Source organism: Bacillus sp. z50 (assembly GCF_058313585.1).
Genome location: NZ_JBZFQL010000004.1, coordinates 1 through 24415, shown reverse-complemented (window position 1 = coordinate 24415; position 24415 = coordinate 1). Strand labels below are relative to the sequence as shown.

Annotated in this window: 22 protein-coding genes, 1 other RNA gene and 1 pseudogene; 16 read left to right on the top strand and 8 right to left on the bottom strand. The window is 36.9% G+C overall.

What is annotated here, in order from left to right:
* The 3 genes from spoVAD (at position 1) to AC4G3N_RS12655 (ending at position 5455) form a co-directional block, all read left to right on the top strand.
* A complete protein-coding gene (gene spoVAD, locus AC4G3N_RS12665) occupies positions 1–1017 on the top strand; it encodes a stage V sporulation protein AD (RefSeq protein ID WP_066101379.1) in 1017 nt (338 codons plus the stop codon).
* A gap of 22 nt (positions 1018–1039) precedes the next feature.
* Positions 1040–1396 (top strand): stage V sporulation protein AE, encoded by a 357-nt coding sequence (spoVAE, locus tag AC4G3N_RS12660; RefSeq protein ID WP_066101378.1) that lies wholly within the window; start codon positions 1040–1042, stop codon positions 1394–1396.
* Positions 1397–1702: 306 nt separating this feature from the next.
* On the top strand, positions 1703–5455 hold the full coding sequence (locus AC4G3N_RS12655; protein ID WP_491090308.1) for an AAA domain-containing protein: 3753 nt from the start codon (positions 1703–1705) through the stop codon (positions 5453–5455).
* Positions 5456–5947: 492 nt separating this feature from the next.
* Here the strand turns inward: AC4G3N_RS12655 and AC4G3N_RS12650 are convergent, their stop codons facing one another.
* Positions 5948–6634 carry a GNAT family N-acetyltransferase gene (locus tag AC4G3N_RS12650; RefSeq protein WP_490558183.1) on the bottom strand — a complete coding sequence of 229 codons (687 nt, stop codon included), beginning with the start codon at positions 6632–6634 and terminating at the stop codon, positions 5948–5950.
* A 170-nt stretch (positions 6635–6804) separates the two neighbouring features.
* Here AC4G3N_RS12650 and AC4G3N_RS12645 point away from each other — a divergent pair, with 170 nt between their 5' ends.
* Positions 6805–6963, top strand: a complete 159-nt coding sequence (locus tag AC4G3N_RS12645) for a YjcZ family sporulation protein (protein WP_066101369.1) — start codon at positions 6805–6807, stop codon at positions 6961–6963.
* A gap of 188 nt (positions 6964–7151) precedes the next feature.
* Entirely contained in the window at positions 7152–7409 is a 258-nt protein-coding gene (gene spoVIF / locus AC4G3N_RS12640; protein ID WP_066101365.1) for a sporulation-specific transcription regulator SpoVIF, read from the top strand.
* Positions 7410–7477: 68 nt separating this feature from the next.
* On the opposite strand, the gene AC4G3N_RS12635 is transcribed toward spoVIF, so the two are convergent.
* Entirely contained in the window at positions 7478–9790 is a 2313-nt protein-coding gene (locus tag AC4G3N_RS12635; RefSeq protein WP_066101363.1) for a UvrD-helicase domain-containing protein, read from the bottom strand.
* 155 nt (positions 9791–9945) lie between these two features.
* On the opposite strand from AC4G3N_RS12635, the gene AC4G3N_RS12630 reads away from it, so the two are divergent.
* A complete protein-coding gene (locus AC4G3N_RS12630; protein ID WP_066101360.1) occupies positions 9946–10233 on the top strand; it encodes a hypothetical protein in 288 nt (95 codons plus the stop codon).
* 110 nt (positions 10234–10343) lie between these two features.
* Here AC4G3N_RS12630 and AC4G3N_RS12625 read toward each other — a convergent pair whose 3' ends face one another.
* The 3 genes from AC4G3N_RS12625 to AC4G3N_RS12615 form a co-directional block, all read right to left on the bottom strand.
* On the bottom strand, positions 10344–10769 hold the full coding sequence (locus AC4G3N_RS12625) for a GNAT family N-acetyltransferase (protein WP_066101357.1): 426 nt from the start codon (positions 10767–10769) through the stop codon (positions 10344–10346).
* Between the two features lie 5 nt (positions 10770–10774).
* Positions 10775–11290, bottom strand: a complete 516-nt coding sequence (locus AC4G3N_RS12620; RefSeq protein ID WP_066101354.1) for a 2'-5' RNA ligase family protein — start codon at positions 11288–11290, stop codon at positions 10775–10777.
* A gap of 78 nt (positions 11291–11368) precedes the next feature.
* Complete coding sequence (locus AC4G3N_RS12615; protein WP_139891416.1) at positions 11369–12100, bottom strand: alpha/beta hydrolase; 732 nt, start codon at positions 12098–12100, stop codon at positions 11369–11371.
* Between the two features lie 135 nt (positions 12101–12235).
* Here AC4G3N_RS12615 and AC4G3N_RS12610 point away from each other — a divergent pair, with 135 nt between their 5' ends.
* Positions 12236–12796: a phosphatidylglycerophosphatase A family protein gene (locus tag AC4G3N_RS12610; RefSeq protein WP_139891415.1), complete on the top strand. Its 561-nt coding sequence runs from the start codon at positions 12236–12238 to the stop codon at positions 12794–12796.
* A gap of 30 nt (positions 12797–12826) precedes the next feature.
* Here AC4G3N_RS12610 and AC4G3N_RS12605 read toward each other — a convergent pair whose 3' ends face one another.
* Entirely contained in the window at positions 12827–13042 is a 216-nt protein-coding gene (locus AC4G3N_RS12605) for a hypothetical protein (protein WP_066101348.1), read from the bottom strand.
* Between the two features lie 226 nt (positions 13043–13268).
* On the opposite strand from AC4G3N_RS12605, the gene AC4G3N_RS12600 reads away from it, so the two are divergent.
* The 3 genes and pseudogenes from AC4G3N_RS12600 to AC4G3N_RS12590 form a co-directional block, all read left to right on the top strand.
* Complete coding sequence (locus AC4G3N_RS12600; protein ID WP_225983664.1) at positions 13269–13748, top strand: spore coat protein; 480 nt, start codon at positions 13269–13271, stop codon at positions 13746–13748.
* Positions 13749–13822: 74 nt separating this feature from the next.
* Positions 13823–14497 (top strand): SOS response-associated peptidase, encoded by a 675-nt coding sequence (locus tag AC4G3N_RS12595; protein WP_066101340.1) that lies wholly within the window; start codon positions 13823–13825, stop codon positions 14495–14497.
* A gap of 553 nt (positions 14498–15050) precedes the next feature.
* Positions 15051–15233, top strand: a pseudogene (locus AC4G3N_RS12590) (KGG domain-containing protein); the annotation flags it as partial.
* A gap of 63 nt (positions 15234–15296) precedes the next feature.
* On the opposite strand, the gene AC4G3N_RS12585 reads toward AC4G3N_RS12590, so the two are convergent.
* Positions 15297–16061: a YqcI/YcgG family protein gene (locus tag AC4G3N_RS12585; protein WP_491090307.1), complete on the bottom strand. Its 765-nt coding sequence runs from the start codon at positions 16059–16061 to the stop codon at positions 15297–15299.
* Positions 16062–16232: 171 nt separating this feature from the next.
* Between AC4G3N_RS12585 and AC4G3N_RS12580 the strand changes: the two genes are divergently transcribed.
* The 6 genes from AC4G3N_RS12580 (at position 16233) to AC4G3N_RS12555 (ending at position 23309) form a co-directional block, all read left to right on the top strand.
* On the top strand, positions 16233–17126 hold the full coding sequence (locus AC4G3N_RS12580; RefSeq protein WP_066101330.1) for an ATP-grasp domain-containing protein: 894 nt from the start codon (positions 16233–16235) through the stop codon (positions 17124–17126).
* Position 17127: 1 nt separating this feature from the next.
* Positions 17128–17985, top strand: a complete 858-nt coding sequence (locus tag AC4G3N_RS12575; RefSeq protein ID WP_491090306.1) for an ATP-grasp domain-containing protein — start codon at positions 17128–17130, stop codon at positions 17983–17985.
* 84 nt (positions 17986–18069) lie between these two features.
* Entirely contained in the window at positions 18070–18957 is an 888-nt protein-coding gene (locus AC4G3N_RS12570) for a TIGR01777 family oxidoreductase (RefSeq protein ID WP_491090305.1), read from the top strand.
* 130 nt (positions 18958–19087) lie between these two features.
* Positions 19088–19284: non-coding RNA, 6S RNA (gene ssrS / locus AC4G3N_RS12565), on the top strand.
* A gap of 256 nt (positions 19285–19540) precedes the next feature.
* A complete protein-coding gene (locus AC4G3N_RS12560; protein ID WP_491090304.1) occupies positions 19541–22708 on the top strand; it encodes a SpaA isopeptide-forming pilin-related protein in 3168 nt (1055 codons plus the stop codon).
* 10 nt (positions 22709–22718) lie between these two features.
* On the top strand, positions 22719–23309 hold the full coding sequence (locus AC4G3N_RS12555; protein ID WP_148629474.1) for a class D sortase: 591 nt from the start codon (positions 22719–22721) through the stop codon (positions 23307–23309).
* Positions 23310–23501: 192 nt separating this feature from the next.
* Here AC4G3N_RS12555 and AC4G3N_RS12550 read toward each other — a convergent pair.
* The coding region (locus tag AC4G3N_RS12550) for a phosphodiester glycosidase family protein (protein ID WP_491090303.1) at positions 23502–24415 on the bottom strand (914 nt) is incomplete at its 5' end.

Below are 24415 nucleotides of genomic sequence, written 5' to 3'. Positions count from 1 at the left end.
ATGCTAACTGGTAAACAAACCTGGGTGCTGCATAATCATCCTGTCATTTCCTCTACAGGCGTAGCTGTCGGTCCTTTTGAAGGCAATGGCCGTTTGGCTGATGATTTTGATATTATTCATGATGATCTTTGGCTAAATCAGAAAACATATGAGAAAGCGAACCGTGTATTAATTGAGGAAGCGGTTCAAAAAGCTTTGGATAAAAAGAAATTGCAAACTCGTGATATTCAATTTTTCTTTGCGGGAGATTTAATTAACCAAATCACACCTACTAGCTTTGCAGCCCGGACATTGGCCATCCCATATTTTGGGCTGTTTGGTGCATGCTCAACATCTATGGAAGGCCTTGCACTGGCATCCTTTATTATTAATTATGACGGTGCCAACAAGATATTGACTGGTGCCTCAAGCCATAATACAACCGTAGAAAAGCAATTCAGGTATCCAACAGAATATGGCGGTCAAAAACCGCCAACTGCCCAATGGACCGTAACGGGGGCGGGAGTTGCCTTGGTGGAGAAGAATGATAACTCATCTGAAAGTAAGCTCGTTGTAACCAGTGCAACCATCGGTAAAGTTGTTGATATGGGATTGAAGGATCCATTTAATATGGGAGGCGCGATGGCACCTGCTGCAGCAGATACGATTTATCATCACTTCAGGGATTTAAACCTTGACGAGGACTATTATGACCTTGTTGTTACAGGTGACCTTGGGAAAATTGGTCATGACACTGCGATTGACTTACTGGAGCAGAAGGGCTTAAAGCTAAATAAAGAAAAATTTAGGGATTGCGGTTTAATGATTTATAAAGACGATCAACCAGTAAGATCAGGTGGAAGCGGTGCAGGATGCTCCGCGACTGTTCTATATGGCCATTTACTTAATGAAATGAGAAAGGGTACATATAAACGCATCTTACTGGCAGCAACCGGAGCGCTTCTTTCTCCGCTGACCTTCCAGCAAGGGGAGTCCATTCCATGTATAGCACACGCAGTTGCTATTGAAAGACTATAGCGTTGAAAGGTGAGGAGCATATATGCTGGCAATGTTTTTTTGGGCCTTTGTTGTAGGAGGCATTATTTGTGTGATTGGACAGCTTCTATTTGATGTAGCAAAATTAACGCCTGCCCATACTCTTTCGACATTTGTTGTCATTGGCGCTATATTGGGTGGTTTTGGATGGTATGAACCATTATTGGATTTTGCAGGTGCTGGGGCATCTATTCCGATAGTAAGCTTTGGGAATTCGCTTGTAAACGGTGCTTTAGAGGAAGCAGAGAAGCATGGCATCGTTGGCGTGTTAACCGGAATGTTTAAAATTACATCATCAGGCATAACGGCAGCGATAGTCTTTGGATTTATCGCAGCCTTGATTTTTAAACCAAAAGGTTAATGAAAGAGAACCCATTAATTGTATTCTAAAATTTAAATGGATGGATGCAAAAGCGGTTGTAAGAGGGCTGGAGAGGGCTAGTAACAGCATGTGGAATGTATGATTGGTAATTTGTGTAACTTGGAAGAAAAATTCCATTTTCATGGTATTATAAAATTGAAAAAGCCGATAATTGATACCTGTTTAGAAGATCTAACACTCCAATTCCGTTGAATATATTCTGTATTAAAACAATAAGTTATGGGGAGGGCGCATGCTCTTCCTTTTTGAGGTGTAGAATTTTTTATCTGGAAAGAAGGTAAAACGGTGAAAGAAAAACTAATTCATATGAGAGATAAATTGAATGATATTAGTCGTCGTAATCGCTCTATTCGATTATTGAAAATCTACAATAAATGGAGTTTCGATTTAACTGAACTAGATAAGTTATCAAACAATAATGAAAAAATCAGTGAAGCTATTGTAAAGAAAATCGTCATGCAGTCTAAAGGTGAAATTACGTTACTTAAGCCAACAATAGAGAATGAAGATTCAATGGTCATTTCGAAAAAACTCACAGATTTATTGCGAAATATAAAAGGAATTGAAGAAGAAACAGGTATTCACGACTTTTATTTAGGCTACCCCTTTATATCAGGAAGCCTCTCTGATGGGACTTTTTTTCAGGCTCCCCTATTCTTATATCCACTTCGTTTAGAAAAAAGTAAGGTAAATACACAGAGATGGATCATTCGTGTGGAAGAAGGTGGTCCGCAAATCAATCGAACTTTATTTTTGGCGTTTAAGAAATTAAATAGTGTCCAGTTTACCGAAGAATTTTTCGAAGAGGCTGCAGAAATCGCTAATTCTTATGAGAGGGAAAAATGGGATACTTTCTTCAGGGCGCATGATATTAATCTTTCATATTCTAATGAAGGACTCACAAAGTTAAAAGAATATAAGAGGGATGAAATTCCTGAATCCACTGGAATTGTACTATTGGAAAATGCGATTATCGGGAACTTTCCACAAGGGGGTTCTTCACTAGTTAAAGACTTTGATGCCTTGATAGACCTTTCAGAAGAATCTAATCTATCATCGTTAGTCAGTGAATTGATAGAACCACAAGAGTTTGAGTCAGCAGAAGATATAAACAATGAAGATAATCAGACTAATGAAGAACCGGATATAATGAATTTGCTTGTTACGGATGGGTCACAGGAGGAAATATTAAAAGAAGCGAGATATAAGAAAGGGATTGTTGTTCACGGACCGCCAGGAACAGGAAAATCCCAGGTTATAGTTAATTTAATTACAGACGCACTTAGTCAGGGAAAGAAAATATTAGTAGTTTGTCAGAAAAGGGCTGCTCTAGATGTAGTATACCAACGCTTAGACGGGCTGAGATTATCCAATCATATAGCTTTGGTGCATGATGAAAAAACAGATCGAAAGCCGCTTTATAATAAAATTAGTGCTGTTCTTGAGACTAATAGAGTATTATTTGATCGGTCACTTGAAGATTTAAAATCTACATCAAATAGCTTGTTTACTCATGAAAAGCTATTAAATGATATTGCTAAAGGGCTTTATGAGTACCAGGATTTTGGGTATCGTTTGTATGATTTATACGGAAAAGCAACATTATTAGATAATATGAGCAAAATGCTAAATTTAAAACCTGTCTTAAGTGAGTTAAATAAAGATATATTAGATGAGATCAGCGGAAAAATATACAGTTATGCAGAATGGTACGAGCGATTCGGCAGCGAGTCTTACGAATTGAAAAAGCGTAAATCATTTGCTCGATTTTCCATTAAAGATAAGCTTAACCTAGTAGAACTTCTGAATGATTTAATTGTGAAAGCGAAGAACGCCTCTGATTATTTGGATTCCTTAGATTACAAAAAAATTACACCTGCGTATACATGGCTGGTAGGTGACAAGTTAGATAGCATTTATCCTGATTTAGAGGGTACTGGTAAAAAGACACTGCAAGGCTTGAGAATATGGTGGTGGACCTCTTTTTCTGGTAAAGCAATTATCGAAGAGTTATTAGAGGGCGGAAAATTTAAAGGAACAAGTTCTGCAGACTGGATCAAAATTAAGCAAGCCCTTATAATCATGAATCAATTAGGTAAAGAAACAAAGAAAATGTCTGATGAAATCAACCAGCTAAAAAAATATTTCGATGAAAAAATGATCGAAAATTATCAAAGCAGAATTGCGGATGGAGATATTCCATTACAGGAATTAGATCAATTATTAGAGTATATTCATCAAGATTTTGAGGACTTACAGCAAATGGATTCATATTGGGAAGAGTGTTCAGAGGTCACGAAGAAAATCATTCAAGAACTCAGCATGAAAAGTCCTGCTTCTGAACAAGCTCTACCGGAGTACTGGGTCCAGTTATTTAAAAACTCGGCATATATTCATTGGATTGATGAAACGGAAAATAAATATCCTGAAGTTAAGAAGATTTCAACGAGCGAATTTTCAAGGATACGGGAAAAGTTTAGTCAACTGGTTGACCGAAAAAGAGAAGTTGCTAACCAATATTTAATTCATCAATTGACACAATCAGTCGAGGAGCTTAAGAAAGCTTACCCGAGGGAAATGAGAGATCTTAAACATCAGGCAGGGAAAAAGAGGATGATTTGGCCACTGCGCAAATTAGTGAATGAATTTACTGAGAAGGGTCTTGTGAATTTAATGCCGGTTTGGTTGGCATCACCCGAAATAGTTTCTTCAATTTTCCCGTTAAATGATGATTTATTTGATTTGGTAATTTTCGATGAAGCTTCTCAATGTACAGTGGAAAGCGGTCTTCCTGCCGTTTTTAGAGCAAAACAATTAATTGTCGCTGGAGACGAAAAGCAATTGCCGCCATTTAATATGTTCCAGTCATCTTTTGTAAATGAAGATGATGAAGAAGAATATGATGTTGATGAATCGCAAAGTTTATTAAATCTAGCGAAAAGAAGGTTTCCAGAAAAAATTCTTCAGTGGCACTATCGTTCGAAATTTGAGGAACTCATTAACTTTTCTAATCATGCTTTTTATAATGGACATGTTCAGATTGCTCCCAATGTCGAGCCTTTAAAAGATCCTCCAGCTATCCAATGGAAAAAAGTGAATGGCAGATGGATCAATCAATCAAACGAAGTAGAAGCACTTGAGGTCTATAGACTATTAAAAGAAACATTGATTAAGCAGCCCGATAAAACTGTCGGTATTATTACTTTTAATGCCAAACAGCAAACAAAAATACTGGATATCATTGAAAAATCGGCTGCAAACGATCAAGAATTCAATGTTGCTTATAATCAAGTGATGTCAAAAGAACTGGATGAAAGAGTATTTGTGAAAAATATTGAAAATGTTCAGGGTGATGAACGAGATATCATTATTTTCTCCATAGGATATGCTAAAAATGAAGAAGGAAAGGTCTATAATCGCTTCGGAATGCTTAACCAATATGGTGGAGAAAATAGATTGAATGTAGCCGTATCAAGAGCAAAGGAACGTATTATTGTAGTATCTAGTATCGAGCCGGAAGAGCTGAATGTTGCGGGCACAGCACAAATTGGACCAAAGCTTCTTAAATCATATTTAAAATATGTAAGAGCCGTTTCACGTACTAACAGAGAGGAAATACAGTCGGTTGTCCAAGAAATTAACGATAATGTAAATACACATGTACAAGAACTGGCACTGCATTTTGATTCCCCCTTTGAAGAACAGGTTTATAATCAATTAAGAAATTTAGGGTATGAAGTCCATACGCAAGTAGGAATGTCCGGGTACAGAATCGATATGGCCATCGTCCATCCTAATGATTCTTCCAAATATATTTTGGGGATTGAATGTGATGGAGCAATGTACCATAGCTCGGCCAATGCAAAAGAACGGGATATCTATCGTCAAAGATTCCTTGAAAGCCGAGGATGGACAATCGAAAGAATCTGGAGTAGAAACTGGTGGAAAACCCCTGCTCAAGAAATCGAAAGAATGGATCAAAAGGTGAAAGAACTATTAAGAAACGAAGAATTAAAAAAGAAAGTTAATGCAATCTGATTAATCCAGGTTGCTTATTTTGCTGCGAATCATTGATAACAGATGAAAAGGCTGGCATTAATGAGTTAAATATTGAATAGCAATACCCCGGCGATAGCCGGGGTATTTGTGTATGCGCCAAAGGTGCTCCAAAGGTGTGCGATAGGTGTGTGAAGTCCAGGAGAAAGCAGCTATGCCCCACCTATGAGGCACCTATGCCCGGGCTATACCGGGGGATAGGTGGGTGAAAGGTAGGTGAAGTCATGGGAAAAGCAGCTATACCCCACCTATGAGGCACCTATGCCCGGGCTATACCGGGGGATAGGCGGGTGAAAGGTAGGTGAAGTCCTGGGAAAAGCAGCTATAACCGACCTATGAGGCACCTATGCCCGGGCTATACAGGGGGATAGGCGGGTGAAAGATAGGTGAAGTCCCGAGGAAAGTTCTACTATCAAACACCTACCGACCACTTTTCAGGCACCTATGCCCCCAAAGAACCCTTTTTTGTTTCCGCTATTGGATGGTTTCCGAAATATTCCTCTGAGACGTTATGCATTCATCAAGTACAGCTAAGGAAATTTTATTCATTTTATGATATTTTTCATGATAGATTGCTGTAACAACTTGATCATAATTAATATCTTCTCCGCGAGTTAACTTTTTAAATGCGAGATATAAAGGCACCGGAGTTTGTCCAGTATATAGTGGTGGTTGGACATACTGGTATCCTTTTATAGGTGAAAAGCCAAGATGGTTAAAGAATTGAAGGCGATTTATGGTTTCTTTGTATTCTTCTTCGTTTTGCGCATCAATTTCTCTTTCAGTTTCGAGGAAGATTCCCTTTAAGGATGGGTACCCAGCATGTACGGCATCTTCTTTAAGTAGTTTCTCCATTTTTAAAAGTGTTTGTTTCCCTAAGCCTTTCCCGCGTTCTTTCGGATCGGCTGCTATATAAACAATGTAACCGCTATTTACTTGAGCTAAATAATGGGCAGTTGAGAAACAGATTACTTTATCGTCTAGGATTCCAACTAAAAAATGGAATTTGTTGGGTGTATTTTTCTCGCGTTGTCTGATGGACTCGTAAAATACGCATTCATCTTCACGCACGTATTCAGGAAAACAATCATGATATAAAGATAATGCTTTCCTTAATAGTTCATCCTCTAATTCTGTTACTTCTTTCCACTCTATAGCCATGTGTATGACTCCTTACTGTTTTCTTTTAGTGTAAAAGATATATTTACAGTAATTCAAGGTATTATTGCCGATTTTAATATTTGGGTATTCTTATATGGAGATTAGCCCAAACCGAGGAAACACTTTTAACATATGTTATGAGTGTACTAAGCGAAAGCGAGGTGACTTACATGTTTGGTTGTTATGGATACGGCGGCGGCGGAAGCAGCTGCGGTGGCGGCTATGGATACGGCGGTGGTGGTAGCTACGGCGGTGGCTACGGTTCTACTTTCGTACTAATCGTTGTACTATTTATCTTGTTAATTATTGTTGGCGCTAGCTTCTGCTAATAATAATTGAAATGCATAGAAGAGACCTAAAACCTCTTCTATGCCCTACTGTTAATTAAGTATTTACAATTAGTAAATGAAAGAAAGGGATTTCAGTCTATACTGAATCCCTTTTTTGCATGGAGAAATGAGTCTCACCTTTCCTATTTTCTTTCATATGATAGCAGTAACGATAAGGAGGCTGAATTATGGATAATGGATTCTTTAAAAATATGGAAAAGAAAACAGGCGTAAATATGAAAGATGTAATGGAGCTGGCTAATTCCTTACAAAATGCAAATTTTAAAGATGAAAAAACAGTCCGCAACGTCATTAAGAGGGTTTCGCAAATTGCAAACAAGCCTGTACCGAAGGATGTAGAGGACCAGTTGGTACAATCAATCATTAAGGATGGGAAATCATTAGATTTTAATACAATTGCCAATATGATGAATAATAAAAAATGAGTAAAGGAGCCACCTTTACATATGAAGAACATTTGATTTGACTCAAACTGCCGATCTGTATTACTCGGTTATTTGGTAATCAGTTCTTCTTTGTAAGAGGGCTCCCCTTTTAAAATCGTTAAGAAACGGGAAGATCTTGCCCGTTTTGAACGTCTATTTTCCGGTATGGAAATATATAATCCCGAGCATGCGCGTGTTACCGCTACATATAATAACCGTCTTTCTTCCTCCATAGGTTTCCTGTCACCGTCACGCCAAGATTCCAGAGCATAATCATGAGGCATGTTTCCGTCTACGCAGCCAAGAATATAAACATATTTATATTCAAGTCCTTTTGAACGATGGATGGTGCTCAGCTGAATAGCATTTATTGTTTTTTTAGACATTGATTTAATCTCTTTTGACATGGCTGTCATATGATCCGCATGAAGAATAAATTCCAGCACTGTATCAAAGCGTCTTGCAGCAATTTTCACATCCTTGATATCGTCCGACCCTTTGTCCATTTTATTGCCTTCATTCCCCCGCTTTTTGAGGTAGGCCCCAAAACCGAGTTCTTTTTCTATCATCTCGATAGCAGTTGATGGAGACAAATCCTTAAGTGAATGGATGACAGAGACAGCTTTATCTATTGCTCGCATTTGGAACGGTTTTAAATTATTGAGGAATCGAAGTGCCTCGAGCAAAGTGCAATCATTCAGGATGGATAGAGCTTTAGCATCCTGGACTGCCGACTTTTTCAAATATAGCGGCGGTAATAAATCCTGTAGCATTCCCGGATCATCTGGATTTATACTTGCTTTCATAAAGGCCAAAATACTGCGCACAGTCTTTCTTGTATAAAAGGAATCATAGTCAGAATCCACCCGAAATGGAAGACTTGAAGATGCAAGCTTTTCAAAAATAGCACGGCTCATTGTATTGGTACGATAAAGAATCGCAAAATCCTCTGGGTTTGCTCCATGCCTTATTTTTTCGGTTATGTCGGTCATAATCATGATTGCCTCAGATTCTTCATCAAATGGATAAAATAAAACCGGAGAAGGTGATTGATCATGTGTAGCCACCATTTTTTTTGGTGTTCTTGTTTTATTTTGAGAAACAATCTTGTTGGCTGTTTGAATGATTTTATGCCCAGAACGGTAATTAGCTGACAAGATTATGGTTTCGAGATAATCGTAGTCAAGCTTCAGGTTTTGTAAAAAGGCAGAATCACTGCCACGGAATGAATAAATGGCCTGATCATCGTCGCCTACAAAACATGCAGATTCTGCATTTGAAGCAAGCAGTCTAACAATCTCATATTGTACCTTATTAATATCTTGAAACTCATCGATTAGAAAGTGTTTGAACCGGTTTCGATAAAAATTAAGAATCTGTTCATTCTCTTTTAAAAGTTGATAACAGCCTGTTTGCATATCATCAAAATCGAATTTATTATTTATTTCTTTATATGATTCGTATTTTTTATAAAGCTCCTGGCAATTGACTTCCCAATCGTCAGCAGGATGAATATCCTGAGGAGATAATAAATCGTTTTTCCATCTGCTGATTTGCTGTAAGGCTTGATCAAATGCAAATTCCCGTTCATCGATTCCTAATTCTGAAGCTGCTATTTTTAGGACATATTCTTTCTCCCCATCAAATTTTATCAATTTACTTGAATGCCATTTTTGAGGTTCATGTTGTAAAAGAATTCGATAAAAAATGGAATGGAAGGTACCGGTAAATACATGCTGCAGCATAAAGGGAGTTACACCGGGCATTTGCTGTAGCCTGCTTTTCATCTCAGCAGCTGCTTTAGATGTAAACGTAACGAGCATCACCGATTTAGGATCCGTTTGTTTTTCTAATAGTAAAAAGGCTGTCCGAGCAGTCAAAACACGGGTTTTTCCACTGCCTGCTCCTGCAAGAACGAGTAAATGTCTTGCATCCGTTACGACAGCATTTGCTTGTTGATCGTCCAATAACCAGCCGTGGGCACTCAGAATGTCGATGAATGGATGATTGCTATTCACCCCAGGCAGATGTTTTTCATTATAGGATGGCAGACTTGTAATGGACTTTGGTCCTTGCCAGATAGTTTCATCAGAGCAATTGGTAATGGACCTGGATTGGGGTAAGCGAAATCCTCCGTATTCCACTGAAGCTTCATTCACTGCCGGATTCGTTTTCTCAGTTTTGTCCACACAAGGAGGACGTGAAGAATCACGATGAATAAAATATGGTTCTTCATGGATTCCAAGATACATATAAACAGGTTGACCACAATGATTACATTGAAGTTCACCATTTTTTCCAGCTTCATGAATACGAGCAAATGCCTCCTTGGGCCATGTGAGTAAAGAGATAGATTCGTTTTTCCAATTAGCTGTTTTCATCATATTCCTCATTTATATAAAAAATTTTAAAAACGACAGACAAATATCATCTTATCAAATCGAATCATATATTACAAAAGAGGATAGTAGTTTTATTCCCTTAAAAAGCGGGTAATAAAAGTAAAAAAAGGATAAAAAAGTGAGGTGGAAAAGGAATGGGGTACATAAGTCCAATCACGCAATACGAATACATACAGTACACGAACAGAACGATTGCAGCGGAGAAGCTGACTAAAAATATGATCTCGTGCTTTCAGCCTGTACAGCCAATCAGATTCCATCGCAAGAATGAAGAACGGGATTCATTTGACAGGGAAATCAATTCAGACGATTTTAGAGGTTCATCTAATCGCATTTACAAAAATTATGTGCCGACAGAAATAGTCAAAAAAACCGCTACTGAAATGACTGGGGTCGGTCAATTTATTAATGAAAGTATTTAAACCATACATTTAAAATCACTCTATACATATGGAAAGCAGCGTATTTTAATACGCTGCTTTCCTTTAATGTTTATGAGTATAAACACTTAAGACTGCAGTCGGCTGCAGTCTTAAATATGTTTCTTCATAGTGTGATGAGGGATGCCGGCATCTAAAAATTCATCGGATATAACTGAGTAACCGAGTTTTTCATAAAAAGGGATCGCCTGGTTTTGAGCGTTTAATTTAAGGATCTCAATTTGTTTAGATAGGGCATATTGTTCTATGGCATTCATTAAATCTTTGCCCACCCCTTTTGAGCGGAAATCTGGTAAGATACAAATCCTTTCGACTTTTCCATAGCTATCAACCACCCTGAAGCGTCCGGCACCTATTGGATTACTTTCCTCATCTATTACGAGAAAATGTGTAGATTCCTCTTCTAAATGATCAATTTCTTCTTCTTCAGGTACATTTTGTTCATCTACAAAAACTTTAGTACGTACCGAAAATACCTGATCCAATTCTTCTTTTTCTGATACAATCTTGATGTTCATCGTGATCAGTTGTCCTTTCTTAATTGGTATGTTTCATATACTTTCCATGCCCCATTTTCAGTTTGATAGAGTAAATGGAAGTGATCAACTACTTCTTCGTGTTCGAATTTCATGAGACGCAGTTGTCCGAGAATATCGTTATGTTCCTTGTCAGATAAATCTTGACCAATAGTAATATGCGGAACAAATTTGTATTTTTTATCTTTGCCCAGAATATCATTATGGAAATCTTCGTGAAGTGCACTTAATTCGGCAGTAGGGTCAATTTTTAAATAAATCACATTATTGACTGGTTGGAAGGTGCTAACTTTTAAGACCTTTAATGTAAAAGGCTGGTGTTGGTTTGCAATCTCCTCGAGTTTAGCTGAAATTTCCTTGATTTGCTCATCTGTGGCTGTGAATTCAGATTTTAATGTGACATGAGGAGATATACGAGAGTAATGTGAGTCATAACGCTTTCTATATGAGTTTACAATGTCTTGCAAATTTTTTGAAGGGAAAATAGCAATTCCAAAATTCATGTAAGAACCCCCTGACTTATTTTGTAAAATTAGATATTACTTCATTATAGCAAATATTCAAAAAAATTTCCTTGCTAATTATGTCCTGTGAAAGAGCCAGGTAAGTGTCCTCTTCATATCTGACTGCCATGCCCTCCAGGTATGGTCTCCATCAATCTCTTCGTAAAAGACCGGAAAGCCTTTGCTTTCAATAATCGAGTTAAGTTCCTGATTAGGTTGTACAAAATCTATGATCCCATCTTTAGATGTTTGTACTGTTGTTTCATTCTTTCCAATCGTATGGTAGATTTGCGTTAAATGCGGGAACTGAAAAGACTCCACTGCTGATAGTACGGACTCGTTTACAAGTGGGGAATGCAATGCAATCTTGCCGAATGTATTGGGATAATCCATAGCTGCCATTAATGAAACAGTAGCTGCCAGGGAGTCTCCGATTAGGGCGCGGCTCAGCCCCATTTGGTAGGTCGGATATTCGGCATCAATATATGGAACAAGTTCATGTGCAAGAAACCTTTTATAGGCAGTATGCTTCAGGCCGTCAGGATGATATTTATTCCAGCGATCTTCAACATTTTTATAAGGGACACCTATAATGATTATATTTTCTATTTCTTGCCTTTCTAAAAGCTCATCTGCAGCTCGTCCAATTTTGCCTAATTGGAAATAATCTTTACCATCCTGTGCAATCAGGACGGAATACTTATACAGATGGGAAAAGGCTGAAGGTAAATATACAAGGAGTTCGATTTCCTCATTTAATTCCTTGCTGTTAAAAGATATACCCTTAATTGTTCCGGCTTTTAATGCCAATGAGCTCACCCCCTGTTATTCTTTTCAGGTATATTTTAGCATACTCTAACTTGTATATAATAATCAGGAGATTTGTGATATTATGAAGATTCTGATGGTATAATGGATGAAAGTGTAAAAAGGAGTAATAGAGATATGATTAAAAAACGTGTACATAGTAAAACAGTGACAAATGCTGCTAAACTTGCCTTGCAAAGTCGAGGTGTTACACTTGAAGCAATCGCTGAAATTGTTTATGAAATGCAATTTCCTTATAATGATAATTTAACTCTGGATGAATGCATATATAGTATAGAACGTGTCCTGATGAAACGTGAAATTCAGCATGCCCTTCTTGTAGGTATTGAATTAGATCGATTAGCTGAAAAGGGCATGCTGTCAGAGCCATTGCAGTCTATTGTTGAGTCTGATGAGTCCTTATTTGGTGTGGATGAAACCATTGCCTTAGGAGCTGTGCTCGGTTATGGAAGTATTGGTGTGACAACATTTGGTCACCTGGATAAGAATAAAGTGGGGATTATCCGATATTTAGATACGAAGAAAGAGGGAAGAGGCGTAAATACATTCCTTGATGATTTGGTCGCTGCAATTGCAGCAAGTGCTGCTTCCAGATTAGCTCATCGTCTGCGTGATAAAGAGGAATCCCTGTCCGAGGATGAAATTGAAGATATAGATCATGAAGAAATGATTGGCTAAGGGAAGGGGGGGAACCTCTTCTTTTTCTTTTTATGATGACCGCTGGGATTGATAAACGAGTTGGGTAGATAAGATTTGTTCCTTCTTAAATGTTCGATAGAGTTTGCGGTTAAAACAATAGGCACGAATCAGTTGCTCACCCATTGATTTAACCAGAATACGGCGTTTTGTAAAAATATTTTTATTCGAGACATAGATGATATCGATGGGAATTTGTTCTCTCATGCTCCTAAGTAAATCATTCATTTATCTTCACCTCCTATTTTCATTATATACGAACATACGTTTCTTATACAACAAAAAAGAAACGTATGTTCGATGTTTGTTTTTGTTGAAGTTGTTAATCATCATTAAATAATCATCCGTTTAATGAACCTTGATAGTAGAAGATATTTACCAAGATAAAAAGAAGGAAAGAGACAAGCCTAGCAATCATATACTCTTTGTGAAGGAATGAAGGAGGGGAAGTTGTTTGGCTAATACACTTGCATATCATGAAACACTGGAATTGCATGAATTAGTAGCATTTGCATCAAATGCATTAGTAGGCTTGAAAATGAAGGTCAGAGATGTACCAAATCAGGAGTTGAAAAATCTATATTTGACTACAATTAAAGTTTTGGAAAGATATATTAAAGAGTTGCTGCAATACTTTCCAAGAGCACCGCAAAGGGAAGAGGATGAAAGAGAACAACCGGACGCCAGCTTTTTTGCAGGGAATTTATTGGGATTAACAAAAACATTAATCCGGAATTATTCGATAGCCATCACTGAAACGGCTACTCCTGTTTTGAAAAAGACATTAACAAACCAACTAAACGGAATGATTGATTTGCATAGCCAGGTATTTAACTATATGTATAAGAATAATATGTATCCCGCATATGATTTAAGTGCTTTGATTAAAAACGATGTAAACAACGCTAATAGAGCAATTGCAAAAAAATATTGAAGGCTCTGGCACCTAGATGGGTGCCTTTTTGGTTCCTGAAATAAAACTGTTATAATGGCCATGAGGTGATACATATGTGTGGTAGATTTACGTTATTTTCAACGTTTGAAACGATTATTGAACGATTTCATATAGAGGCAGCCTTTGATGAGGCAGATTATCAAGTTAGTTATAATATTGCACCGTCTCAGAGAATTGTTGCCGTTATTAATGATGGATCCAAAAATCGCTTAGGTTATTTGAGGTGGGGATTGATTCCATCGTGGGCAAAGGATGAAAAAATAGGATATAAGCTGATCAATGCTCGATCAGAAACGCTTGCGGAAAAACCAAGTTTTCGGAAGGCATACCAAAATAAACGCTGTTTAATTGTGGCTGATTCCTATTATGAATGGAAGCAAACGCCTGAAAGAAAAATACCGATGCGGATTAAATTGAAAAGCGGAGAACCATTTGGATTGGCAGGTTTATGGGAATCATGGAATTCACCAGAAGGACAGGCCGTATGCACGTGTACCATTATTACAACGTCCTCCAATGAATTGATGTCTTCCATACATGACCGGATGCCAGTTATTCTTAACCCGGAAGATGAACAAAAGTGGCTGAATCCAAAGATTCATGATTCGCATTTACTAAAACAATATTTACGTCCGTTTAATCCTGAATTAATGGAAGCTTTTGAAGTAAGTGCTGATGTGAATTCACCCAAAAATAATTCGGAACACGTAATTCAAAGAATATGTTGATTATTATTTTTCTCGGCATTTATTAACGGAAATTTTCGTTTTCTGTGGAAATCCTTCAGATTATCTAAAACTCTGACGATTAGGTATTCGCCGTATAATCCCGTATTAAACCTTACTTTTAAAAAGGAGTTATTCGTTTCTTGTTAATAGGTGCTATTTTCATACTTCGATTTTTCAATTAACAACATTAGTAAAAATAAAAAAAGAATAATGACTACTATCATGTTTCCCTGACCTCCTTCAAATAGGTTGATTAACTTTTTCATTCAATATAGTAAACTACAGTACAATCATACTACTGTATGGTAAAAATTAGAATATGAGAAGTAGGAAAGGCAACATATTGATTACAAAATGGTAGTAAGAGAGATACTATGAAATGCTAGTATGATTTCAACGACTGAAACTATTATTTCGAATTTAAACATTAAGTTCGAATAACAAGAGAATAACAAAAAGGTTAAATGCGTGTAATTATGTTTTTATCTTTTAAAAGAGGATAAATATAGTAGTGTAAGCAACAAAATAATTTCTTAAAAAGGAGCGATTATTTATGGCAGACAAAATGTCTAGAGAAGAAGCAGGACGCAAAGGCGGAGAAGCTACAGCTAAAAATCATGATAAGGACTTCTACCAAGAAATTGGCGAAAAGGGTGGAGAAGCCACCAAGAAAAATCATGATAAAGACTTCTATAAAGAGATTGGTGAAAAAGGCGGTAAAGCCCGCGCAAACAACGATTAAACCTTCTTCAGAAATTAAAAAAAATACTATAAGCAATCAAGGAAAAACCATGCTGACTTAGCATGGTTTTTCCTTTTTCTGATTACCTTTACCAGATGATAATAGAGTATTCCTCATTGGACAAGTTCCTTTAATTGGATTGCAATCATCCGTAATTAAATACTGTTTCCATTCTCTCTTGGATAAATCCTCATAGCCGCCTAAATCTGGATGATACGGCATGTTTTCAATCTTCTCAACTTTTTTTCTAATAACCTCAATTGCTTTTCTGCCATGTGGAGTAGTATAAGACGTATCAGCAAAAATTCTTCTTGGCTGAAAAATCATGATTAGGCAATCACCTAGATTTCGGGTAATACGATTTTGGTAAAAAGGAGCATTGCCAGATACAAAGATAGGTTCCCCGTTGAAAACAAATTCCCAATGGGGATCATCTGGATCAAGGGGAATATCATTGGACCATTCTTTATCATCCTGTTCGTGCAAATAGGATAAAATACTCCAAAAATTGGCATTATAATAATCATAATCAAGGTGCTGATAATTAAGTTCAGGCTCTACGAAAAGAACCAATGCATACCGAATAGATGGATTCTTCCTTGAAAGTTTGAGAAATTCGCTAAGTGCATGTGGAAGCGCAGAAAAATTATGATTCTCACAATACGTATAGCGGAGGAGGCCATCTCGCTCTGCTTTCATGCCAAAGTGACATGGGAATTGATTGTCACTGACAGTAGAACTCCAATAGTTATAGGCCTCATTCAGCCACCTCGGAAGAAGATTCCCCTTTTTAAAGTCAGATTTAATCAGTAAATGGTTCATAAATTAAACTCCTTGACGTATTTTTACGTACGGGACAATTAGGGATAATTTCATCATATGAAAATGATTGGAATGGTTGCTTTGTTCGATTAGATTAATGATGAAATTCTTCAGCTCTCACTGGTTTGATATAATAAAACAAACGAATAAATAGTAAGGAGCATCCTCAATATGGAAAGAAAGTATGGATGGTTAATCTATAATGGGAGTTTGCTGTCTCCAAAATTTATGGAAATCCATGATTGGTATAAAGAGTCAGCTTCAAAAAAAGGAATCATTCTCGACTTAGTTAAAAATACAGAATTATTCTCTGTTATTGAAGGAAATCAAACCATTATTAAAAGTGAAAGACAGCATGCACGGCCGGATTTTATTTTGTTCTTGGATAAGGATATTCGTCTGGCAAATCAGTTGGAACAGATGGGTTATCGACTGTTTAACAAGGCTTCCGTGATTGAAGTGTGTGATAGCAAAATCATGACATTCCAGGCACTGGCTGATCATTCAATTAAATTACCGAAAACTATATTTTCCCCGCTGACTTTTACAAATACATTGGAAAAGGATCATTCATTTATTGAGTTTATTGAAAGGGAATTATCCTATCCGATTGTTATTAAAGAGGCCTACGGATCTTTTGGTGAGCAGGTGTATCTGGTACAAACCCGTGAAGAATTGGAGAAAAAGAGAAAAGAACTACTTCAAATCCCACATCTTTATCAGGAATTCATTAAAAACAGTAAAGGCAGAGACGTAAGAGTTCATGTGGTAGGTGACAAAGTGGTGGCGTCTATGCTGCGAACTTCCGAAACAGATTTTAGAGCAAACGTGACAAATGGTGGGGTCATGCATGAATATGTTCTTCCGAAAGAATTTGAAGAACTGGCAATTAAGGCAAGTAAGATTATCGGAGCTGATTTTAGTGGAGTGGATCTTTTGTTTGGCGAAGAGGAAGAACCGATTCTTTGTGAAGTAAATTCAAATGCTCATATAAAAAATATCTATGATTGTACAGGTATTGATGTAACTGAGCATATCTTCGATTATATTTTGCGGATGGTGTGACATGTTTAAAGGCTTACTGATCTATAAGCGCGAGGATTATGACAAAAATAAATGGTTTGCCAATCAGTTTATTAATAATAGTAATCAGCACAATCTAAATATCCAGCTTGTATTTGCCGAGGAATTGAGTTTAATAATTGATAATGGAAAATTGTCCGTTTATATGGAGGAGGGGAATTCACTTCAACCGGATTTCGTCATTAACCGCACCCGAGACAGTCAAATAAGCCTTCATTTTGAATTAATGGGGTGCAGAGTTTTTAACAATTCTCAAGTGACGGATATTTGTAATCATAAAGCTAAAACACATCAAATGATTAACAGCCATGGAATAAAATCTGTGAAGACGGCAATCTCATTCACTGAGGGACAGTCGCTATTAAATTATCCACTTATTTTGAAGACCAACAGCGGCCATGGTGGGACGGATGTTTTTAAAGTAGATTGCAAAACAGAATTAACTAAGCAGATGGGGGAGCTTAATAAGGGGGATGTTATCCTACAGGAAATGTGTGATACTCCAGGTGTTGATGTGAGAGTCTTCGTACTGGGTAAGGAGATAATTGGAGCTGTTAAACGTTATTCCAGCAACAGCTTTAAGTCTAATTTTTCACTTGGCGGAAAGGCTGAGCGTTATACTTTGTCTGAGAAACAAGTGAATTTAGTAAATAAAATAGGTGAGTTATTTGATTTTGACTTTGTAGGAATCGATTTTCTCATCGGCCAGGACGGGCAATTCCTGTTCAACGAAATAGAAGATGCAGTAGGTACCCGTACACTTTACCAACAATACGACTTTGATGTTGTACATATGTATCTGAAGTATATTAATAAACAAATGGTTGACTTGCACGCATAATAATCCTTTTATTCAAAAGAATGTAAAATATTTGATAAAATATTAGTGATATACTTCATAAATTTGAGGTAAAGGGATGAGTGGATGAGAAAGAAGGTCGTAATTGCTGGGGGAACAGGTTTTATTGGCCAGTATTTTGAGAAGCAATTTCATTCTATGGGATATGATGTGCTGGTTATTTCCAGAAGCAACGAACATATTAACTGGCATAATAAAGGTGAAATAAAGGAAGCGCTTGAAGGGGCCGAGTTATTGGTTAATTTGGCTGGAAAATCGGTGAATTGCCGCTATAATGCCAGTAATAAGCTAGAAATAGTCATGTCTAGAACTGAAACAACAGCTATATTGGGGAGTGCCCTCCTTGAGTGTATGACTCCACCTCCTTTGTGGATTAATTCCAGTACTGCCACCATATACAGACATGCGGAAGATCGACCTATGACAGAGAAAAAGGGTGAGATCGGAAGCGGCTTTTCAGTCGATGTTGCGAAAGCGTGGGAAGAAACATTTTTTAACTTTGAACTACCGCATACAAGGCAAGTTGCCTTAAGAATTGCAATCGTATTAGGGGGAAGCGGCGGAGTTATGACTCCGTATAAAAATCTCGTTACATTTGGTCTTGGAGGGTATCAGGGATCTGGACGACAAATGTTTAGCTGGATACATATTGAAGATTTATTTCAACTTGTTCTCTTTCTTAAGAACAGAGAAGACTTGGAGGGGGTATTTAATTGTTCTTCACCCCATCCAGTCACCAATCGTGAATTAATGGTTCACCTCCGTAACAGTATGAACAGAAAATTTGGGCTCCCCACACCTGCTTGGATGCTTAAGACAGGTGCAATACTGATTAGAACGGAGCCGGAGCTTGTTCTAAAAAGTCGTTGGGTACTCCCTGAAAGGCTTGAACAAGTGGGGTATACATTTAAATATAAAAATTTGGAAGATGCTTTAAAAGAAATATTTAAATGAGATAGTTTCATTAACCGCCTGTACTGTGTGTTGGTTCCTCTTGATGAACTTCCATTTTTCTGGAAATTATATATTTATTATGGAAGTCATCTCCATTGCATTTAAACGATAAGAGGAGTATTATACTTAGTACGAGCTACATTGTACGTGATGCATAATTTAAGTTTTAACCTTTAAGCTGTAATAGGGAGTTTTATTATAAAGGCTGGAATGACAAGCCTCTGTCTATATGACCTGGAGGACAAGCAGGAAAGCTTTTGCGAACACCCACTTGGAGAAGTGGTGGTTTAAAACTTTCTTATATGTAACGGCAAAAGTGGCTTAATCAAAACCAATTCCAATTAGGAATTGGTTTTTTTAATGCCATCAACACAATTCAAGATACAGTAAGCAACTAAAACCAATCCTGTTAAGGGTTGGTTTTTTGTTAAATAATATAATTAATTAAATACATAATTTATTGATTTTTTATAAAATTATTAATAAATTAATACTATATTAATATAGTATTAATTTATTATTAAATGGTGGATGAAAAGTTTGCTTTACAAATTCTAATGTCAAAATATTTGGAGGAATGAGAATGAAGAACAAGCTGTTTATTTTTTCAATCATATTTTCGCTATTTATTTCTTGGCTGCCGGTATCAAACACACAGACAGATGCTGCAACCACTTATACTAACTTAGGTGTAGCGAATGATTTTAATATCTTTGTTTTTAATGATCACATCCAGATGAATTCCGATGCAGAAGGAAGAGTTGCTGTTGGGAATAAAGCTCATTATACCAATTATGGTATAGGAGACAAATTGACGGAATCTAAAGAACGTTACGATTTAATAGTTGGAAACTCACTTTACGCCCAAAACTTTACTAATTTTAAAGGGAATACCGCTATTGGGATAGATGCTACATATGAATTTCATAGTGCGACACACAATAATAAAGTAGAAGGAAATCCATTTAGGGTAGATTTAAAAACAGAATTGATTGATTTTGAGGCTGTATATAACGATTTAACGTACAAATCATCTAAATGGTCACAATTGACTCCTAATGGAAATCTCGAGAAAAATGGTTCCAATTTGACATTGAGAGGTTATGACCAAGATTTAAATATATTTAACTTAACAACTGAAGACCTAGCAAGTGGAAACGTTGGATTGCTTGATTTAGTAGTACCAGAAAATTCTGCAGTTTTAATTAATATTTCAGGTACGGATTTGAGTATGGGTAACTTTTCAATGAAAAATAATGGAGGACACCTAGATACTAAAAATGGTAGTAGGATTCTTTGGAATTTTCCTGAGTTAACCAAACTGGATATATTTGGTTTTGAAATGGTTGGATCTTTATTGGCACCCCAAGCTGAATTTATCCCTTCGGGTTATGGAAATATAAATGGGACTGTTATAGTTAAAGATTTTATTAACTCTTCCGAGGGAAATTACGAAACGCATCATCACCCGTTTAATGTAAATTTACCTTTAGATGAAGAAATAAAAGGATCCATCCAAATCACCAAGGTTGAAAAAGGAACTGAAAAGAAACTAGGAGGAGCAATCTTTAACCTATACGATAATCCACAGGGTAAGGGTCAACCGGTAGGTGAACAAACATCTGATGAAAATGGGTTGGCAACATTTGAGAACCTCTCCTTTGGCACGTACTACCTGAAGGAAGTACAACCCCCAGAAGGCTATGAGCTATTAACAGATATGAAAGAAATAATAGTCAATGAGGAATATCCAGATGTAGAACTTACCCTTGAAAACATACGGAAAGAGGAACCTAATGGATCCATCCAAATCACCAAGGTTGAAACAGGAACAGATAAGAAACTAAAAGGAGCCGTCCTGCGCCTGTACGATAATCCAGAAGGTACAGGTCAATCGGTAGGTGAACAAACATCTGATGAAAATGGGGTAGTGAAATTTGAGAACCTCTCCTTTGGTACGTACTATCTGAAGGAAATCCAAGCACCAGAGGGATACGAGCTATTAACAGGTATGAAAGAAATAATAGTCAATGAGGAAAATCCAGATGCAGAGATTACTCTGGAAAACGTACGGAAAGAGGAACCAAAAGGATCTATCGAATTCACCAAAGTGGATAAAGAGAAAGGTCATGGGTTGGAAGGAGCGGTCTTTGGTCTTTTCGATAACAAAAATTGCGAGGGAGAGCCGAAGGCTAAAGCGACATCTGATACAGAAGGGGTAGTAAAATTCGAGCAACTCACATATGGCACATATTATGTGAAGGAACTCACAGCACCGGAAGACTATCAGCTATCTGGGGAAATCAGAGCTGTTACAGTAGATAAAGAACTTGTAACTACAGGTAAGTTTACCAATGAACGAATCAAGGAATTGGTAGGAACTATTGAGTTTACCAAAGTGGATAAAGAGAAAGGTCATGGGTTGGAAGGAGCGGTCTTTGGTCTTTTCGATAACAAAAATTGCGAGGGAGAGCCGAAGGCTAAAGCGACATCTGATACAGAAGGGGTAGTAAAATTCGAGCAACTCACATATGGCACATATTATGTGAAGGAACTCACAGCACCGGAAGACTATCAGCTATCTGGGGAAATCAGAGCTGTTACAGTAGATAAAGAACTTGTAACTACAGGTAAGTTTACCAATGAACGAATCAAGGAATTGGTAGGAACGATCCAGTTCACCAAAGTGGATAAAGAAACAGGTAAAGGCTTAGAAGGAGCGGTCTTTGCTCTCTACGATAATGCGGAATGTAAGGGAGAGGCAAAGTATAAAGCAACATCTAACAACGATGGGTTGGTAAGATTTGCAGGTGTTCGATATGGAAAATATTATTTAAAGGAAATTAAAGCACCAGAAGGCTATCAAGCTTCCGTTAAAATTTTGCCAATTGAAGTGAATAGCAGCCACCTAAATTTAGATAAAATTGAAGACGAAGCACTAACTGGAACAATCGAATTCACCAAAGTGGATAAAGAAACAGGTAAAGGCTTAGAAGGAGCGGTCTTTGCTCTCTACGATAATGAAGAATGCCAGGGAGAGGCAAAGTATAAAGCAACATCTAACAACGATGGGCTGGTAAGATTTACAGATGTCCGATATGGAACATATTATTTTAAGGAAATTAAAGCGCCAGAAGGCTATCAGTTATCTGATAAAATCACAAAAATTGAAGTGAATAAAAGCCTTCTAAATTTAGGTAAAATCCAAGATGAAGCAATCAAGGATCCAACAGGATCTATCGAACTCAAAAAAATCGATTCCAAAGATAAAAAAGTTCTTGAAGGAGCAGAGTTTGAACTCTATCTAGATGGAAAAGTTATTAAGACAGGAAAAACAGATAAAAATGGTAGTTTGAACTTTGAGAACTTATCATATGGAACCTACGAGATTAAAGAAACGAAAGCGCCAAAAGGATACCAGCTTTCAGATGAAGTGAAAAAAGTTGAAATTAACAGCAGTAAGAAAGTAGTAATTGAATTTGAAAATACTCTCATCAATCAATCTATAATGCCTGGATCACCAAGTGATAGTGATTCATCTAATCAACTAGTTGATTCTGATTCAGATTCCAATGCAATTTCTTCTGATGAAGTTATGACTGGGTCTGACAGTAAACAGCAGACAGGTGAGGGCATGTTCCTTAATGGGCTACCGCAAACAGGTGATGCTCTTACTAGGGCTTTAATTGTACTTGGTCTTATTTTCGTATTCGCGGGAGTTATATTTTTGACTAAACGCGCGAAGAACTGATTGAGTCGATATGAAAAAAATTGGTGGTTTGTTATTACTGATTGGTATTGGTTGCTTGCTGTATTCTTTTTACATTGAAGAAAAGCAAAAAGAAGACATTAATCAATTACAATCTGCATTAGAAACAATCAAAAATACGGATAATTTGGCTGATTCAGAGTTAATCAAAGAAGAAGTGAGCTCATCTTTAAATATCAATGAAGCAGATCTTTCAGATGTTCTCACGCTTACAATCCCATCCATTAATTTGGAGGCACCTGTGTTACCTGAAACAACACAGGAAAGCTTGGATGTTGCCTTAACCCAGATTAAAACGAACCAGGTACCTGGACAAGCAAATTTCACTATTGCTGGCCATAATAGTGCGGTATATGGCAGACATTTTAATCGTTTAGGTGAAGTGGAGAAGGGTGATGTTATCTACTTGATAGATGAAAAGAATGAATTTGTTTATCAAGTTGAATCAAAAATTATTATAGATCCCCAAGAAGTAGAAGTATTAAATGATACCCCGGGAAAAAGGGAGATAACGTTAATTACTTGTACATTAAGTGGAACTAAACGAATTGCGGTAAAAGGCCAATTAATTTCAAGCAAATAAACATAAAATAAAGACTTCTATCTGTCTAAGAGATAGAAGTCTTTGTTTGTATATATTCTTTTAATATCCTTTATAATAAACGGGATATAACGGAGTACGCAGCATGAATCCTCGAAAATTTATCATATCTTATATGGTGAAAATAAACTCCCAATTTCAATTAGGAGTTTATTTTATAATTGTATATTCTATTTACTTTGTAATAAAGAGAGCACTGCCAATTTTTCTTGGGCTTTCGCCTAATTTATTAATTAAATTACCATTGATATATAGGGTGCTGGATCCTCCGCCATCTAAATTTACAGCTTCAACTGCCCCTAATTTCATCATAACATCAGCGCTTTGGCTTGCTGTTAAACCACTACTCCCATTAATTCGGCCATCTGTAACTGCCATGATAAACCGTCCATCTTTAGTCTGACCAAACAATGTTCGAGGGTTCCTGCTTTTACTGTGTGAGAAATACTCACTATGCGCTAAATTTATTTTGCCGTTCTGTACTAAAGAATATGAAGTACCAACAGCAAAATAATTATTTTCCTTCATATCTTCTAATTCTTGAAGATTTATTAATGGTGTTGCGATACTACGAATATCTATTTTCCCTGTCTTTTTATATTCCATAATTACGTATTTAGGATTATGGTTACTGGTTACTTGTCCATTTACCATAAATAAACCACCATGTTCCATTTTTGAGTTAAAAAAGCCTAAGTTTATCTTTGCTAGTTCATTTGGTAGCTTAATAGATGACAATGGTTCAAGAACATTAGGTTTTCCTTTGGAAACTGTTAAATTAGCATTAGGATTACTTGTATAGATATGAATATTCGTATTATAATATCTTACATTTTTATAATTAGGTACTGTCTCTTTGATGACAGACTTCTTCATGTATGTCGAGTTGACAAAGCCTGTCTTATTAGCATATTTAACCTTAAACCAACTTCCGGATTTGGAGAGATAGGTCACATTTTTCCCTTTCGGAATGGTTAGGATTACTTTATGCTTATTAGAAGCACCAGTCCTTAAATTGACATTAGCCGTTGTTTGATATGTAACGGTAGCCTGGGTACTAGCCTGTGAATTAGCAGTTGGTTTCTTTA